General features: G+C 47.4%; 12 protein-coding genes. 2 read left to right on the forward strand and 10 right to left on the reverse strand.

The features are described from left to right. Positions 1–164 precede the first annotated feature (164 nt). From ACOIT5_RS18015 to ACOIT5_RS18060, 10 genes are all read right to left on the reverse strand, one after another. Positions 165–2,300 carry a copper-transporting P-type ATPase gene (locus ACOIT5_RS18015; protein ID WP_423127554.1) on the reverse strand — a complete coding sequence of 712 codons (2,136 nt, stop codon included), beginning with the start codon at positions 2,298–2,300 and terminating at the stop codon, positions 165–167. Positions 2,301–2,334: 34 nt separating this feature from the next. Further along, the gene (locus tag ACOIT5_RS18020) at positions 2,335–2,574 is read right to left on the reverse strand and encodes a heavy metal-binding domain-containing protein (protein ID WP_423127555.1); all 240 of its coding nucleotides are present in this window, start codon (positions 2,572–2,574) and stop codon (positions 2,335–2,337) included. A gap of 97 nt (positions 2,575–2,671) precedes the next feature. Further along, entirely contained in the window at positions 2,672–3,232 is a 561-nt protein-coding gene (locus tag ACOIT5_RS18025) for a helix-turn-helix domain-containing protein (protein ID WP_423127556.1), read from the reverse strand. 43 nt (positions 3,233–3,275) lie between these two features. Then, positions 3,276–5,051 (reverse strand): efflux RND transporter periplasmic adaptor subunit, encoded by a 1,776-nt coding sequence (locus ACOIT5_RS18030; RefSeq protein WP_423127557.1) that lies wholly within the window; start codon positions 5,049–5,051, stop codon positions 3,276–3,278. Next, the gene (locus ACOIT5_RS18035) at positions 5,048–5,401 is read right to left on the reverse strand and encodes a four helix bundle protein (RefSeq protein WP_423127558.1); all 354 of its coding nucleotides are present in this window, start codon (positions 5,399–5,401) and stop codon (positions 5,048–5,050) included. Before ACOIT5_RS18035 ends, ACOIT5_RS18030 begins: the two co-directional genes overlap by 4 nt. A 38-nt stretch (positions 5,402–5,439) precedes the next feature. After that, positions 5,440–6,903 carry a TolC family protein gene (locus tag ACOIT5_RS18040; protein WP_423127559.1) on the reverse strand — a complete coding sequence of 488 codons (1,464 nt, stop codon included), beginning with the start codon at positions 6,901–6,903 and terminating at the stop codon, positions 5,440–5,442. Then, complete coding sequence (locus tag ACOIT5_RS18045; RefSeq protein WP_423127560.1) at positions 6,900–7,295, reverse strand: four helix bundle protein; 396 nt, start codon at positions 7,293–7,295, stop codon at positions 6,900–6,902. The genes ACOIT5_RS18040 and ACOIT5_RS18045 overlap by 4 nt, the downstream gene beginning before the upstream one ends. A 69-nt stretch (positions 7,296–7,364) precedes the next feature. Next, entirely contained in the window at positions 7,365–11,186 is a 3,822-nt protein-coding gene (locus ACOIT5_RS18050) for an efflux RND transporter permease subunit (protein ID WP_423127561.1), read from the reverse strand. A gap of 105 nt (positions 11,187–11,291) precedes the next feature. After that, positions 11,292–11,684 carry an HYC_CC_PP family protein gene (locus ACOIT5_RS18055; protein ID WP_423127562.1) on the reverse strand — a complete coding sequence of 131 codons (393 nt, stop codon included), beginning with the start codon at positions 11,682–11,684 and terminating at the stop codon, positions 11,292–11,294. Between the two features lie 111 nt (positions 11,685–11,795). Further along, positions 11,796–12,401 carry a helix-turn-helix domain-containing protein gene (locus ACOIT5_RS18060; RefSeq protein WP_423127563.1) on the reverse strand — a complete coding sequence of 202 codons (606 nt, stop codon included), beginning with the start codon at positions 12,399–12,401 and terminating at the stop codon, positions 11,796–11,798. A 249-nt stretch (positions 12,402–12,650) separates the two neighbouring features. Here ACOIT5_RS18060 and ACOIT5_RS18065 point away from each other — a divergent pair, with 249 nt between their 5' ends. Together ACOIT5_RS18065 and ACOIT5_RS18070 are read left to right on the forward strand one after the other, a co-directional pair. Further along, the gene (locus ACOIT5_RS18065; protein WP_423127564.1) at positions 12,651–13,802 is read left to right on the forward strand and encodes an aldose epimerase family protein; all 1,152 of its coding nucleotides are present in this window, start codon (positions 12,651–12,653) and stop codon (positions 13,800–13,802) included. Between the two features lie 350 nt (positions 13,803–14,152). Then, entirely contained in the window at positions 14,153–14,971 is an 819-nt protein-coding gene (locus tag ACOIT5_RS18070; RefSeq protein WP_423127565.1) for a hypothetical protein, read from the forward strand. The last annotated feature ends 73 nt before the right edge of the window (positions 14,972–15,044 follow it).

Consider the following 15,044-nt stretch of genomic DNA (forward strand, 5'->3'; position numbering starts at 1 on the left):
TCACTTATCCATCCCGGGGATTACCGGGAGAATTCCTTAATCCCGATGTATGACGGGACAGGTAAGAGCGTCAACTGTTTTTTGATTTTTTCTGGCATCTTTATATCTAAAAGGAATAAGTTCTTAAATGGTTGAATTAAAAATTGTTTTTTTATACCTAATCGTTATTTTTTTCTTAAGCGCAAGGCGTTGGTAATCACCGATACCGAGCTGAAACTCATGGCAGCAGCGGCGATCATCGGGCTCAGCAGCAGCCCGAAAAAAGGAAACAGGATCCCTGCGGCTATTGGCACGCCCAGGGCGTTGTAAACAAAGGCGAAGAAGAGATTCTGTTTGATGTTTCTCATGACTTTTTGGCTTAATTCCCGGGCCCTGACTATGCCGTTCAGGTCGCCTTTCACCAGGGTGATTTCGGCGCTTTGCATGGCAATGTCGGTTCCGGTTCCCATAGCAATGCCGATATTGGCCTGCGCCAGGGCCGGGGCGTCGTTGATGCCATCTCCGGCCATCGCGACTACCTGCCCCTGTTTCTGTAACTCTTTTATCTGATTGTATTTGTCTTTGGGCAGGCAATCGGCTGTAAACCCGTCAAGTCCGAGTTCACCGGCAACGGCTTTCGCGGTGTAAGGGTTGTCTCCGGTCAGCATGTGGACTTTTACGCCCATTCTTTGCAGACTTTTAATGGCGCGGGCCGAAGTTTCTTTGATTTTATCGGCGACACTGACAATCCCTTCCACCCGATCGTGGACGATCAGGTACATCACCGTTTGTCCGGTCAATTGCCATGCCTCCACCGTTTTTTTATTTTCTTCATCCAAGCCGGCACTGAAGTCTTCCACCAACCGGTGATTACCCAGGCCAACTTTTTTCCCCTGATAAACGGCCTGTACGCCTTTCCCGGTCACCGATTCAAACTGATCGAGAGGAAGCAGTTCCAGCTTGTTGGTTTTTGCTCCGGCAACGATGGCATTGGCCAGCGGGTGTTCGCTGTTTGCATCAACCGAGGCGGCCAGTTGCAGAATTTCCAGGTCGCTCAGGCTCCCGAATGATTTGAAACTTTTCAAACTGGGTTTTCCTTCGGTAAGGGTTCCTGTTTTATCGATGATGAGTGTATTTACCTTGTTCATTTCTTCGATCGCACGGGCGTCTTTCACCAAAACACCCGATTGGGCGCCCCTGCCTGTTCCCACCATAATCGACATGGGAGTTGCCAGTCCGAGCGCGCAGGGACAGGCGATGATCAACACGGCAACTGCATTCACAAAAGCATAAACATAGGCTGGTTCGGGTCCCCAAATAGCCCAAGCTGCAAAGGTGAAAACGGCTATGACGACAACAATCTGTACAAAATACCTGGCAACGGTATCAGCCAGTCGTTGAATGGGCGCGCGTGACCGGCTGGCCTGGTTGACCATATCGATGATTTGGGCCAGTAAGGTATCGTTACCCACTTTCTCAGCTCTCATGTCAAAAACCGTCAGCCCGTTGATGGTTCCCCCGGTAACCCGGTCGCCGGCCGATTTGTCGGCGGGGATTGGTTCTCCGGTGATCATACTTTCGTCGATAACCGCATCGCCTTTTAATATAATCCCGTCCACCGGAATCTTCTCACCGGGCTTTACCTTCAGCAGGTCGCCCACCTGAACTTCGGCGAGCGGAATTTCTTCTTCCTGGCCGTTCCTGATCACCCGGGCAACAGGCGGCGACAATCCCAGCAGCGCTTTAATGGCCGAGTTGGTTTTGTGATGTGCCCGCAACTCGAGCATCTGCCCGAGCAATACGAGGGTTAAAATAACGGCTGCTGCTTCGAAATATAAATGAACATTACCGTGGTGGTCCTGAAATTGTGCAGGGAAAGCACCGGGAAAAAGCAGGGCAAATACGCTGAAAACATAGGCTGCCCCGACTCCGATTGAAATCAGCGTCCACATATTGGGCGACCACCTGCGGATGGAACTCCAGCCTCGCTTAAAAAACACCCGGCCGGAATAAAATACCACCGGTGTCGCCAACAGAAATTCGATCCAACTCCATACTTTTTTTGATGCGAGAGTTTCAAGGTTCAGAAAGCTAAGCATATCAGACATGGCGATGACAAAAACCGGTAAACTTAAAGCCAGCGCAATCCAGAATTTACGCGCTGTTTTTTTATAAGCTTTTTCTTCCTCGCTGGTTTCTTCCTCTTTTTCCTGCGAAACCAGGTGCATCCCGCAAACAGGGCAGTCGCCGGGTTTTTCGTAGGTTTTATCGCCCTCGCAAAGCATCGGACAGTAATAGATTGATGTTTTCTGATCGTTCATCGCGGTGTTATTTTAAGTTGATATTCCTGGTCATTCAATCTGCCTTACCATTCGTTACCGGTTTCAGGTACATGCCGCAAACAGGGCACCGTCCGGGTGCATCGTAGGTTTTCTGGCCTTCGCACTTCATGGGGCATCGGTAAATCGTTCCTGCATGAACATCCTGTTCATGTGAATGTTCGTGTGAATGTTCGTGTCCGCTACAGCAGGAGTGGGTTTTTTGTGCGCCGGCTGTTTTTCCAAATCCGGTGAATAATTTCTTTAAATTTTTCATGACAAATCAGTTTAATGTTTCAGGATTTAAAGGTACAGGATACCTATCGCCCGCGTGTTACAGAATTTCATGAATGATTTACATGATTTTCCGACGTTCAGACCTGATCAATTGGCTTCCGTCTTTTTTCGCCCAATTTCTTAAAGTACGAGGGCGTGAAGCCGCTTACTTTTTTAAATTGACCCGATAAGTGGGCTACGCTGCTATAGCCCACTTCGTCGGCAATTTCGCTCAAGGTTTTTTCATCATAAACCAACAGTTCTTTTACCCGCTCAATTTTCAGGTTGATCAGGTATTTTTCAATCGTTGTTCCTGCAACCGACGAAAAAAGCGAACTGATGTGGTTATAATCCAGGTGCAGTTTCTCCGACAGGTAATCTGAAAAATTTATTTTCAGCTCAGCCGGATGTCGGTAAACAAAATCAATAGCAATTTTTTTAATCTGTTCAATCAGGCGGCTTTTGCTATCGTTGATTATCTCAAAACCTGCGTCTTGTAGCCGCTTGTTAATCAGTGTGAACTTTTCTTCGGAAAGCGCTTCTTTCAGGATGAGTTTTCCGAGTTGAATTTCTGCGTCATCAATCCCCGCCTCCTGAAATATATTTGATACCACCAGGATGCACCGGTTGCATACCATATTTTTGATGAATATTTCCATGTGCTAAACAGTTTTAATTGAAACAACGAACCGGCTTGATTGATCAATGTTGATGCCCGCCAACTGCCGCCGTTTGTTCGGGTCCGCCTTTTTTGTACACCGGCTGGCCTTTGCGGTAGGTTTCGGTCACTTCCCCGCAACGGAGCATTTCGTCGCCAAAATAGGGATTCAGAATTTCATCCGATTCACTCAGCCAATATGCGCCTTTGTCGTCAAAAGCCATCGGGCAAAACTGTTTGTAGGCTTTATCTTTTTCAAGTCCGAACGATTCGGTCATTTCCAGGATTTGTTCCGAAAGTTTTTCGAAATGTTCCCGTTGTACACCAATATTTTCCGTATTTTCAATCATCGCTGCTGCCGCCGACAGTTGCTTTTTCACATCCATCCAGTGATGGTGCGCCTGCCCTTGCAGTAAACTCATATCCACTTTCGACAAGGCGTTTTTCACTTTTTGCGATCCCGACCGGGCTGCTTTTGCATCGTCGCCGGCCAGGGCATTTTTTACTTCGAAATAGGCTTCGGCCACCGTGGTAATTTGCCGGCGGAAGGCTTGGGAAGTTTCCATGGTTTTTTTCTCCGGGCGCATCAACATGCTGTAGTTGCCCGAAAGCTGGGCAGCCGCGTCGATGGCAAAAACGCCGTTGGTCACGATTTCCTCACCGGCTTCGAGCCCGGCCTCTACCACCCACCTGTCACCCATCCGGGGGCCAATGGTGATTTCCCGCATTTCGTATGACGGGTATTCCGTATCGGGAACTTTCACATAAACAACCGACCGTTTGCCCGACCAAAGCAAAGCCGTGCGCGGGACCGACAGCGATTGTTTGCCGGCTCCCACCGATGAGCGGATGCTGGCGTTGACGAACATTTCCGGTTTCAACTCCATGTTTGGGTTCGCCATCTCCGCCCGGACGGACACTGCCCGTGTGTTCGGATTAATCACCGGATCAATATAATCGACCCTGGCCGTGAATGTTTTTCCGGGGATACCCGTTGCCGTGAAAGAAACGGCGTCGCCCCTTTTTATAAATTGCAGATCGGATTCATACGCGTCCATCATGATCCACACCCGGCTCAAATCGACGATATTAAACAACACCGAGCCAGTGCTTACATAATCTCCGGTGGCGATGTTCCGCTGAATGACAACGCCTCCCCGGTCGGCCAGTACATCCAGTTGGCTTCGGACTTTGCCGGTCGTTTCAATGTCATCAATCTGCTTTTCCGTCAGTTTCCAAAGCCGCATTTTTTCGCGGGCGGCCTCATAAAGCTCGGGGTAGCTTTTTTTCAGTTTGACCGCTTCGAGCAGTTCTTTTTGCGCATTCAGCAGTTCGGGCGAATAAATGGTGGCCAATCGTTCGCCCGGCTGCACCACCTGCCCGGTAAAGTTGACAAACAGTTGGTCGATGCGCCCCGGGAATTTCGCTGTCACCGAAGCCAGCCGCTGTTCGTCGGCCTTTACTTTGCCGCTCAGGAAAATCTGTCCTTCCGAAGAAATACCGGTCACCCGCGAGGTATGAATGTTGGCCATTGCTACGGCTTCGGGCGTCATTTCATGCACCATCGGGTTGGCATCTGCCGATCTCCGGGAGGTTGCCGGAATCAGGTCCATGCCGCAAATGGGGCAGTCGCCCGGTTCAGATTGTCTGATTTGGGGGTGCATGGAGCAGGTCCAGATTTCTTCGGTTGAGTGGTCGTGTTGATGTTCTGATGATTCGATGATCCCATTGTTTGATGGTTTGATGAGCCATCCAAGGATACCTCCGGCTACTAAAGCCAGGGTAACAATTATATATTTATTTTGAACCAATTTTTTCATGATTTTGCATTTTTTATTGTTGATGAAATGATCTTGGAGAGTAATTTTTTCAGGGACATAATCTCTGAAAGAAGTCCTTCCGGATCAGGGTAATTCTTACTTTTTTGACACAGAAGTAGCCAATATTCCGTTTCATCTGCTTCTTTCATGGCAATGATGCATTTTGCTGCAAAGTCCTTTCGGCTATGTGCATTCTGCGCTTCACGGATATTTGCCCCAATGGAAGTACCACTTTTCAGTAGTTGTCTGGCAATGATATATTTTCGCTGTTCTTCAAGCTTTTCTGTGTAGTCAATGATCTCCAAGGCAAACTCAAAGCTTAATTCCAATATTTCGTTTCGTTTTTCCATTGTATTTTCATTTTCAATCCTTTTATCATACCATTATATCATCGTTCCATTAAACCATCGGAGGCTGCCAGATTTTCGAGTAAGGCAACCGCGGTATGCTGATCGACAACCGCAGTGATCAGTTTTAACCGGTAATCCAGCAATTGTTGCTGCACGCGGAGGACTTCTTCAAAACCTCCTCCATCAGATGAATAGTTTGTCATCAACAGGTTGAGGGTTTGTTCGGCCAGGCCGGTTTGTTCGCGGTAAAGATCAGTTCTCCGTCCGGCATCTTCCAGGTCGCGGATGGATTGGCTCCATTGGGTGGCCAGTTGGTTCACCGTGTTTTCCCTTCTGAATTTCACGGCCTGCTGTTTTAGCTCCGCTTCTTTGTACAGGGCATCGTACTTCTTCCGGTAAATGGGAATCGTCAGGCTGACCATCGGCATCACCATGTCCTTTCCTCCCATCGACATCCCGTCTTCGGTGCGCGGACTGAACGGCATATAATTCACCCCCGCTCCCAGCATGGGTTTTCCTTCGAGCCGCGCCATTTTCATTTGTGCTTCGTAGGCAGCTTCTTCGGCATCCAGCATTTTCAGCATGGGGTTATTTTGGGTGATGCTGTCCAGCAAGGCCATGTGCTCCGTGAACAAGGCCTTATTTGTCAGCGTATCCGCTATTTCAACGGGTTCACTCAGGTTCCGGTTAAGCAGTTGGTTGAATTCAGCCTGCAGCGGGATCCGGTCGTCATTTAGCCGTGCCAGCCTGTTTTCCAGTTCCTTGATTTCCATACGGATCCGGAGCACGTCGCTCATGCCCGATTTGCCTGAGCCCATTGATGCTCCCAAAGGCCCCATCGATGATGGATTGCCGGAACTTGCAGGACCAGCGCTTTTCCCGGTGTTCATGCCGCTCCCCATATTTCCCATCGACGAAGCAGAGGTAGCGCCCTGGCTATTATTGCCCATTGAACTGCTGCCGGGCATATTTCCCGGAGATGAACTGACGCCCGCACTTTGAAAGCGGACCAGTGCCAGTTGCTCCAGCGTTTGCAGGATTTTCAGGTTTTCTTCCGTAATCCTGATTTCCTCTTCCAGCCGATACATCTGGTACCAGGTATTTTTTACCTCAAAAAACAAGTTGTTTTTGGCATCCTGAAACAGCTCATAGTTTGCCTGGGCCATTTTGCCGGCTTCATCCTTGCGTGTGCGAAGCATGCCAAACCAGGGGAACATCTGCATCAGCCGGATATCGGCCTGTTGCCGGCCCATCAGCCTATCCATTGGCTGAAGAAAAAAGCCCAGACTCAGCTCCGGATCGGGCAACGAGCCTACCTGCGGGATCTTTTCCACCGAAGCCAGGTAATCGTAAAAAGACGCCTTCACTTCCGGATTATTTTCGGCGGCAGTGACTAAATATCGAGCAAGATTTTCATTTTGGGAAAATGTTTTAGTCGATATGAAACTGATAGAGATTATAAGAAATAAATAGAAATTTATTGATTTTGCCTTTGCATTCATGAATAGTTCCTTTTTGCATTGTATGTTGTTGAAATAAAGTTATTCAGCTTGATAGAAAGTTTTTCAGCCGCCTTTTTCATCTCATCGAAAGCATCACTGGAAATCATTTCCCTTTCCAATAGAAGTTCCAACCAATGGATAATGCTTTCAAGCATAGATGCCCTCGAGTTATAGTAGAATTTGATTTTGTCGAGATAATGAAACCTCCCATATCCTTCGGCTATATTGGCCCCAATTGAATCAATAGAGGTAATGAATTGATCGCCGATTATTTTTTGCCTTTGCCAACTCATTTTCTCATATATTTGCCAGGCTTGTTTTGATAGCTCCCTTGCAAGTTGATAAACCTCCAATTCCTTCAGAGGAATATACTTTTTATTGTTTTCATTCATTGTTGTTAATGTTTAAAAGTTATTGATAATCAAATTAGTTACTATCAATATCTAAAATTTCCATCAATTTCAATGAATTTCAATGGATTTCTTTTGCATCACTTTCCGCTCTTCCCACCAACTGTAAAGCACCGGAACAACGAGCAAGGTGATTAGCGCGATGGTCATTCCCCCGAACGAAGGAATGGCCATGGGGATCATGATGTCCGAGCCGCGCCCCGAAGAAGTGAGTACCGGTAAAAGAGCCAGCAAGGTGGTGGCAGTCGTCATTAAACAGGGCCTCACCCTTTTCATGCCGGCTTCTAAAACGGCGGCGCGGACTTCTTTTACATTTTCAGGCCGATTCTTTTTAAAGCTTTGCATCAGGTAAGTGGATACAACAACGCCGTCGTCGGTGGCAATTCCGAAGAGGGCAATAAAGCCGACCCAAACCGCCACACTGAGGTTATAGGTTCCCATTTGGAACAGTTCGCGCAGGTGTGTGCCGAAGACTGAAAAGTTCAGGAACCAGCCTTGTCCGTACAACCACAGCATCATAAAACCGCCTGAAAAGGCCAGCGCGATGCCTGAAAACACAAAGAACGTGGTTGACACCGAACGAAACTGAAAATACAGGATCAGGAAGATGACGATCAAACAGAGCGGCACCACGATGGAAAGGCGTTTTTCGGCCCTGATCTGGTTTTCGTAACTGCCTGAAAAAATATAGCGTACGCCGGCAGGCACCACCAACTCACCAGAACTGATCTTTTCTTTGAGGTATCGTTGGGCATCCTCCACCACGGTTACTTCTGCAAAACCTTGCTTTTTGTCCAACAGCACATAACCGACCAGGAAACTGTTTTCGCCCCGGATCATTTCCGGGCCCGGCCGATAAGTGATGTCCGCCAACTGTCCCAGCGGAATGTATGCGCCTGTGGGAACCGGCACCTGCATGGTTTCGATGGCTGAAGGGTCGTCACGCCATTCGCGGGCATAACGCACCCGAATGGGGAAACGTTCGCGCCCTTCAACCGTTGTGCTGACCTTCATGCCGCCAATGGCAGTTTCCACATAATCCTGCACATCACGGATGCTCAGCCCGTAGCGCGCAATTTCGGTGCGGTTGATGTCGATTTCGAGATAAGGTTTTCCGACTATCCGGTCAGCAAAAACGGCTTCCGCCTTTACCGAAGGCACTTCTTTCAGGTATTTTTCCAACTGCAGCCCAAAGGCTTCGATGGTGGGCAGGTCGGGGCCGTAAACTTTGATGCCCATCGGCGCACGCATACCGGTTTGCAACATCACGAGCCGGGTTTCGATGGGCTGCAGTTTCGGCGAAGAAGTGACACCCGGTATGTTGATCACGCCGACAATTTCGTTCCAGATATCGTCGGGGGTTTTGATGTGATCCCGCCACTGACGGAAATATTCACCTTTAGGATCGGGTACCAGTTGACGGACATCCACCTGTTCGGGCGACATGTTTTCGGGATCATAAACTTCACCGTTCCTCAATTCAAAATGACCTTTTTTATTTACTTTGAAGCGGAGTTTATGGCCATTAATATCCGACGCATATTCGCTTTTGTAGTTGATCACATTTTCGAACATGGACAGCGGCGCGGGATCGATGGCTGTTTCCGCACGGCCTGCTTTGCCCACCACCATCTCCACCTCGGGAATAGCTGTCACCAACATATCGAGTTTTTGCACAATTTCCCGGTTGGCCTCCACGCCGGAGTGGGGCATCGATGTGGGCATCAACAGGAATGAACCTTCGTTGAGCGTGGGCATAAATTCTTTGCCCAAACCGGGAAAAGTTGATTTCATTGCCGACCATCCGGAGGATTTACGAATGTCCCATCCTATTTTCTCAGAAGCTTTTGGGATGATCCCAAATACTCTATCGAAGCCCATCCATACATTCAGTCCAATCAGAATAATAAATGCCGGAATCGTCAAAAACAATATTTTATGGCTTAAACACCACATCAGGATCCGGGGATACACCCGGATAAACAAAGCGAAACCACCAAGTACAATGCCGATAATCAGGGCGATAAAAAGAAAATTGACCAGGGTGCTGTTTGAAACGCCCAGCGGCACCCACTCAATCGTTAACAACCAGGCAACCGCCATCACGGTCAAACCAACCAGCATCAGGTTGCGGTATTTTCCAAACCGCTCAGGAAAATGAAAAAGCAGTACGTTGATCAGCCCAAAGCCGAAAAGTACCCATCCAGCCCAGTGCCACACGGTAAAAGCAACGATTGGCCCGGCGATGACCAGCAGGTAATTGAAGTATTTTTCAAAATGGCCCTTCCCTTTTTTTATCGAAAAAACCCAATGTGCAAAGGCCGGCATGATGATGAGCGTAAAAATCAGGGCGGCCACCAGCGCAAAGGTTTTGGTCCAGGCCAAGGGGCCGAATAACTTTCCTTCGGCAGCCTGCAAGGTAAAAACGGGCAGAAAGCTGACAATGGTCGTACTTACCGCGGTCAGGATGGCCGAAGCGACCTCCGTGGTTGCATCAAAAATGGTTTTTAGCTTTGCCTGGTTTGCAGGGGCTTCGTCCAGGTGCCGCAGGATGTTTTCATTGAGGATGATGCCGAGATCGACCATCGTACCGATCGCAATGGCAATGCCGGATAAAGCCACAATATTGGCGTCAACGCCCAGATATTTCATAAAGATGAAGCACATCAGCACAGCGAGCGGCAATAAAGCGGAAATGAGTATGGACGCCCGGAGGTTGTACACCATCACAATAATCACGATGATGGTGATGAGAATTTGCAGGCTGATGGCATCGTACAGCGTGCCGAGCGTTTCATAGATCAGCCCGCTGCGGTCGTAAAACGGCACGATGGTGACTTTTGAAACGGTGCCGTCTTCCAACGTTTTGGAAGGAAGGCCGATCTCAATTTTATCGATTTCTTCTTTTAAACTATTAATGACTCTCAGCGGGTTGTCGCCGTAGCGGGCAATCACCACGCCTCCAACCGCTTCGGCACCCGACTTGTCCAGGATGCCGCCCATGTTGCGTGGCTGCGGTCCGATGTTGACCACGCCAATATCTTTGATGCGAAGCGGCACATTGTCAACCACTTTCACCACGGCCTGGTCCAGGTCGTCCATATTTTTTACGTAACCCAGGCCGCGGACAAAATAGTCCACCCGGTTCACTTCGATTGTATTGGCGCCCACATCGATGTTGCTGTTTTTTACGGCCTGCATCACGTCCATCAGCGTAACGCCATGCGCTTTTAAGGCTGCCGGGTCGATATCCACCTGGTATTCCTTCACATAACCGCCCACCGAAGCCACTTCGGCCACGCCTTCAACACTGGTAAGGGCGTAACGGATGTAATAATCCTGGATGGTGCGAAGTTCATGCAGGTCCCAGCCACCGGCGGGCTTGCCGTCTTTGTCGCGCCCTTCAAGCGTGTACCAGTAAACTTGCCCGAGGGCAGTGGCATCCGGGCCGAGTTTAGGCTGCACATCCTCGGGCAGCAGGCCGGCAGGCAACGAGTTGAGTTTTTCGAGCACCCTCGACCGGCTCCAGTAAAACTCAATGTCTTCGTCAAAAATGATATAAATGCTCGAAAAGCCAAAGGCCGAGCTGCTACGCACGCTGGTCACGCCCGGTAATCCCAATAAAGCCGTAGTCAGCGGGTAGGTGATCTGGTTTTCCACGTCCTGCGGCGACCGTCCCATCCATTCGGTGAATACAATTTGCTGGTTTTCGCCGATATCCGGGATCGCATCCACGGGTACCGGGTCTCGCGGAAGAAAACCAACATTCCAGTTAAATGGCGCGGTAATGATGCCCCAGCCAACAATGAGCAGCAACACCAAAACCGTCACCAGCTTATTCTCTAAAAAAAACTTGATTATTTTATTCAGCATCGTTCTCTGATTTATGATTGATGAATGATGATTTGCCTGCTGCTAAAAGGTGCAGCGGTATCAGCCGGTTTTAAGCCAATTCAAAAAACCGGGATCATCCCAAAATCATAAACGGTAAATCTGCAGTCCGGCCAGGACTGTTTTTAGATTGCCGGGAGGAGGTGATTCTGCAACGATAAATAGATCGACTTCTTTATTCAGCGGGCATTCGAAAGCCAATGGAATAAACAGTTCGGCCAGAATAAACTGAATATACTGAACATGATCCAGGATTATAGGTGAAGTATACTGATGGTCCAGTTGAAACACCTGGCTCTCATCATGGCAGCAATCGTCGGATGAACATGTCATGCCGCTTTCATCGCACGAAGTGGCACTGCCCGAAAAAAATGTTACATCCATCAGCGAATCACCGCAGTAATGCCTGGATACCGTGAAGCCGGCTGTTAATACAAGCAGCAGCAACATCAAGGTAATATGACTGATTTTTCGTAACATGGCAAATTCCATCACACAAATAAACAAAAAAAAATAAAAGAAAGTTTTATCTGATTATGGAAAAGAGGTACAAAATTTTGTGATTATTGCTTGACAAATGAATGCTGATGCCTATCCCTTTTTGATTTTACAGGAAATAAGCTGATCGATTGGTTTACGATCTTTTTCATCTGCATTTTTATATTGCGAGGGGCTCAGTCCTGTAATTTTTTTAAACTGTGCGCTTAAATGTTGCGTATTGCTGTAGCCCAGTTTTTCAGCAATTTCGCCTAATCTTAGTTCATCATATACGAGTAACTCTTTCGTTTTTTCTATTTTTTGAAGGATGATGTATTTTTCGATCGTCGTTTTTTCGATTCTTGAAAAAAGTCCGCTCAGATATGAATAATCTTTTTTTAAGGTCGATGCCAGGTAGGTGGAAAAGTTCTGGTTCCCCGGTATTTTTTTTTCATATTGAATCACATTAAGTATTTCAGTCTTTACTGATTCCACCAGACGAGAACGCTTGTCGGTGATCAGCCCAAATCCGTTTCCCTCGATGCCTTCAATAAACCGGTTCAGTTGTTCTTCGGTATATGCTTCAGTAAGCGACAGTTCTCCTAACTTGACCATTTTTACCTGAAGTCCGGCTTTCATCGCTTGCTCATGAACCGACTGAATGCATCGGGGACAGACCATGCTTTTGATATACAGCCGCAGTTTTTTGTTGGATTTCATCGTGAAAAAAGTCGATTCAGTTAGTAAATTGTTAATTTAGCAAAGTCAGACTGTCTTTTGTGTCATTTTGACGAAAAAACAAAGGATAAATGGAAGTTATCCGTTTTTTTCTTCTTCATGAAGCAAAATTGCAGCGTTAAACAGAACTCTCTGGCAAAGCGATATAAATTTATATTAAAATATTGGGAATATTAAAAGCAATTTCAACCTTTGACAAAAATTAATACGATCATCTTTTAAAAAATAATCATGAATACACGTATGAAAAAACTGACATTTTTACTTTTAGCGTTTGGTTTTGCTTGCCAACAACCTGTAAAGCAAGAAAAAGCGCTTTATACAAAAGCTGATTTTGAATCTACGATCGACGGAAAACAAACCACTCTTTTTGAACTGGAAAATTCCAACGGAATGAAAGTGACGCTAACCAACTACGGGGCAAAAATTGTTTCGATCTGTGTCCCCGACAAAGAGGGCAATCTGGCCGATGTGGCGCTTGGCTTTAAATCGATAGAAGAATACCGGACACTGGATGCCGGCCAGGGAGCGGTCGTAGGGCCATTTGCCAACCGGATCGGTAATGCCCGTTTTGAGCTTGACGGTGAAGTGTATGAGCTGGAAGTAAACAACCACAAAGCCAACCTGCATTCGGGGACCAATAGCTTTTTTCGCCAGGTGTACGATGCTAAAGAGCTGGTAACTGAAGACGGTCCGGCCGTTGAAATGACTTTGCTGAGTGCAGACGGCGCCTCCGGTTTCCCCGGTAATAAAGAGGTAAAAGTGACTTATACCCTGACTGATGACAACGAGTTAAAAATAGACTACCAGGCAACAACCGATAAGGCTTGCCCGTTTAACCTCACCAACCATGTTTATTTCAACCTGAAAGGCGAGGGGAATGGCGATATCCTTGATCATATCGTGGTAATTGATGCCGATTCGACCACTGAAGTTTTGAATAATGAACTGATCCCCACCGGAAACATCGTATCGGTTAAGGGAACTGATATGGATTTTACCAGCCCGTATCCCATCGGCGAACGAATTGATTCGGAGATGCAGGCATTGGCGGTTGCCGGCGGCTACGACCACAATTACATCCTGAACAAAGATCAGGAAGCCGGTGAAATGACCTTTTGCGCCAGTGTTTACGAGCCTGTTTCAGGCCGGTATATGGAAGTGTATACCACCGAACCTGCCGTGCAGTTTTATACCGGTAACTTTTTGAACGGCAGCTTGACGGGACGCAGCGGTAAGGTTTATGAACGCCGCTACGGCTTGTGCCTCGAAACGCAACATTATCCCGATTCACCCAATCATCCGAATTTCCCGAATACGATTTTGTATCCCGGTGATACCTTGAAATCAACAACGATTTACAAGTTTTCGGTGAAAGAATAAAGCTTCAAGTTTCAAGACAAAAAGATAAAAAAGACAAAACGGGTTGCCATGGAAATTAGAACTTCCGGGCAACCCGTTTAATTTGAAGAAAAATGCTTCAAACAGGCAGGCGCTGATTATAAATAATATGAACCATGTTCTGAAGTCAATTTCGGCGATATACAGAAAATGTGGCGTCTTATTCCGACCCGGTTTTGCTTGTCAATGCCGAGTTGATCAACGCAGTTGTAAATTTTATTAAAAGATGATCATTTCAATCTCACCGGACATTTTAAGGTTTTCAAAATAGGTTAGATGAGGAAAAATTAGTAGCTTGGCTTGTTCATTTAAGTTGGTGTAAATTTTATTTTATGAAAAAATATATCTTTTCCGTTTTGTTTTTGTTGGCAGGGATCGGGTCTTTTGCCCAGTCAAACTATCACTATGTCATTATCCCGACAGGTTTTCCCGGCATTGGCAGTGGTTTTAATCCGTACGGGGTCAGTTCGGCTCTGCAGCAGATTTTCAACTCAAAGTCCATCAAATCGGTTTTTGAAACGAGCGAGCGCCCGGCTGATTATTGCGAGGCGCTTACTGTCGATCTGGAGAAAGTATCGAATATGTTTCAAAATGTACTGAAAGTTAGCCTGAAAGATTGTCAGAACCGGACCGTGTGGACGAACGAAGGCAAAGGGCGTTCAAAAGATTTCCAGCAAGGTTATGCCGAAGCGCTGGCCAATGCGTTGAGCGGATTTGACGCTCTGCCCCGGAATACTACCATTCAGTCCCAGCCGTTTGTTCAGGTGATGACCGGCTTGAAACAGGCAGAAACAATATCGCCTGCTCTGTCCCGGGAGGAGATTGATGTTCATACAGAAACCGGAGAGATCGGAGGGGAAGTTTACCGTCCGAAGAACCTCTATTACAACTATACCTATTTTGTCGATGTTGTGGATGCCGACCAGGGACAAAAACGTTTGCTGATTGTGAACGGCGAATTGTTGGGATACGAAAACCTTCAGCAACTGGCTGTGCTGATTCCATCCGGCCTTAGCGGCGTGTACACGGTGCAGTGGTCCCGGGCCGATGGCTCGGTCGTTACAGGAGTTGCCAACCTGACATCCGGCGAGTTGAAAATATCGCTGCCTTCGGGGTCGGAAATGCAGCTAATCAATCTGCAAAAGTATTAGTCCGCAATTGGTTATCTGGTCTTTGTAACTGACCCCCCTCAAGTAAGCTTTTTTTTAAAGTGGTTGATTCCGG

It is taken from the genome of Gaoshiqia hydrogeniformans, assembly GCF_049347105.1.
Taxonomy (GTDB): Bacteria; Bacteroidota; Bacteroidia; order Bacteroidales; family Prolixibacteraceae; genus Gaoshiqia; species Gaoshiqia hydrogeniformans.

Coding starts and splice junctions, on each gene's coding strand:
- ACOIT5_RS18015 (WP_423127554.1), bottom strand. CDS start 2,300: ATGAACGATCAGAAAACATCAATCTATTACTGTCCGATGCTTTGCGAG.
- ACOIT5_RS18040 (WP_423127559.1), bottom strand. CDS start 6,903: ATGAATGCAAAGGCAAAATCAATAAATTTCTATTTATTTCTTATAATC.
- ACOIT5_RS18030 (WP_423127557.1), bottom strand. CDS start 5,051: ATGAAAAAATTGGTTCAAAATAAATATATAATTGTTACCCTGGCTTTA.
- ACOIT5_RS18055 (WP_423127562.1), bottom strand. CDS start 11,684: ATGTTACGAAAAATCAGTCATATTACCTTGATGTTGCTGCTGCTTGTA.
- ACOIT5_RS18020 (WP_423127555.1), bottom strand. CDS start 2,574: ATGAAAAATTTAAAGAAATTATTCACCGGATTTGGAAAAACAGCCGGC.
- ACOIT5_RS18025 (WP_423127556.1), bottom strand. CDS start 3,232: ATGGAAATATTCATCAAAAATATGGTATGCAACCGGTGCATCCTGGTG.
- ACOIT5_RS18050 (WP_423127561.1), bottom strand. CDS start 11,186: ATGCTGAATAAAATAATCAAGTTTTTTTTAGAGAATAAGCTGGTGACG.
- ACOIT5_RS18065 (WP_423127564.1), top strand. CDS start 12,651: ATGAATACACGTATGAAAAAACTGACATTTTTACTTTTAGCGTTTGGT.
- ACOIT5_RS18060 (WP_423127563.1), bottom strand. CDS start 12,401: ATGAAATCCAACAAAAAACTGCGGCTGTATATCAAAAGCATGGTCTGT.
- ACOIT5_RS18035 (WP_423127558.1), bottom strand. CDS start 5,401: ATGGAAAAACGAAACGAAATATTGGAATTAAGCTTTGAGTTTGCCTTG.
- ACOIT5_RS18045 (WP_423127560.1), bottom strand. CDS start 7,295: ATGAATGAAAACAATAAAAAGTATATTCCTCTGAAGGAATTGGAGGTT.
- ACOIT5_RS18070 (WP_423127565.1), top strand. CDS start 14,153: ATGAAAAAATATATCTTTTCCGTTTTGTTTTTGTTGGCAGGGATCGGG.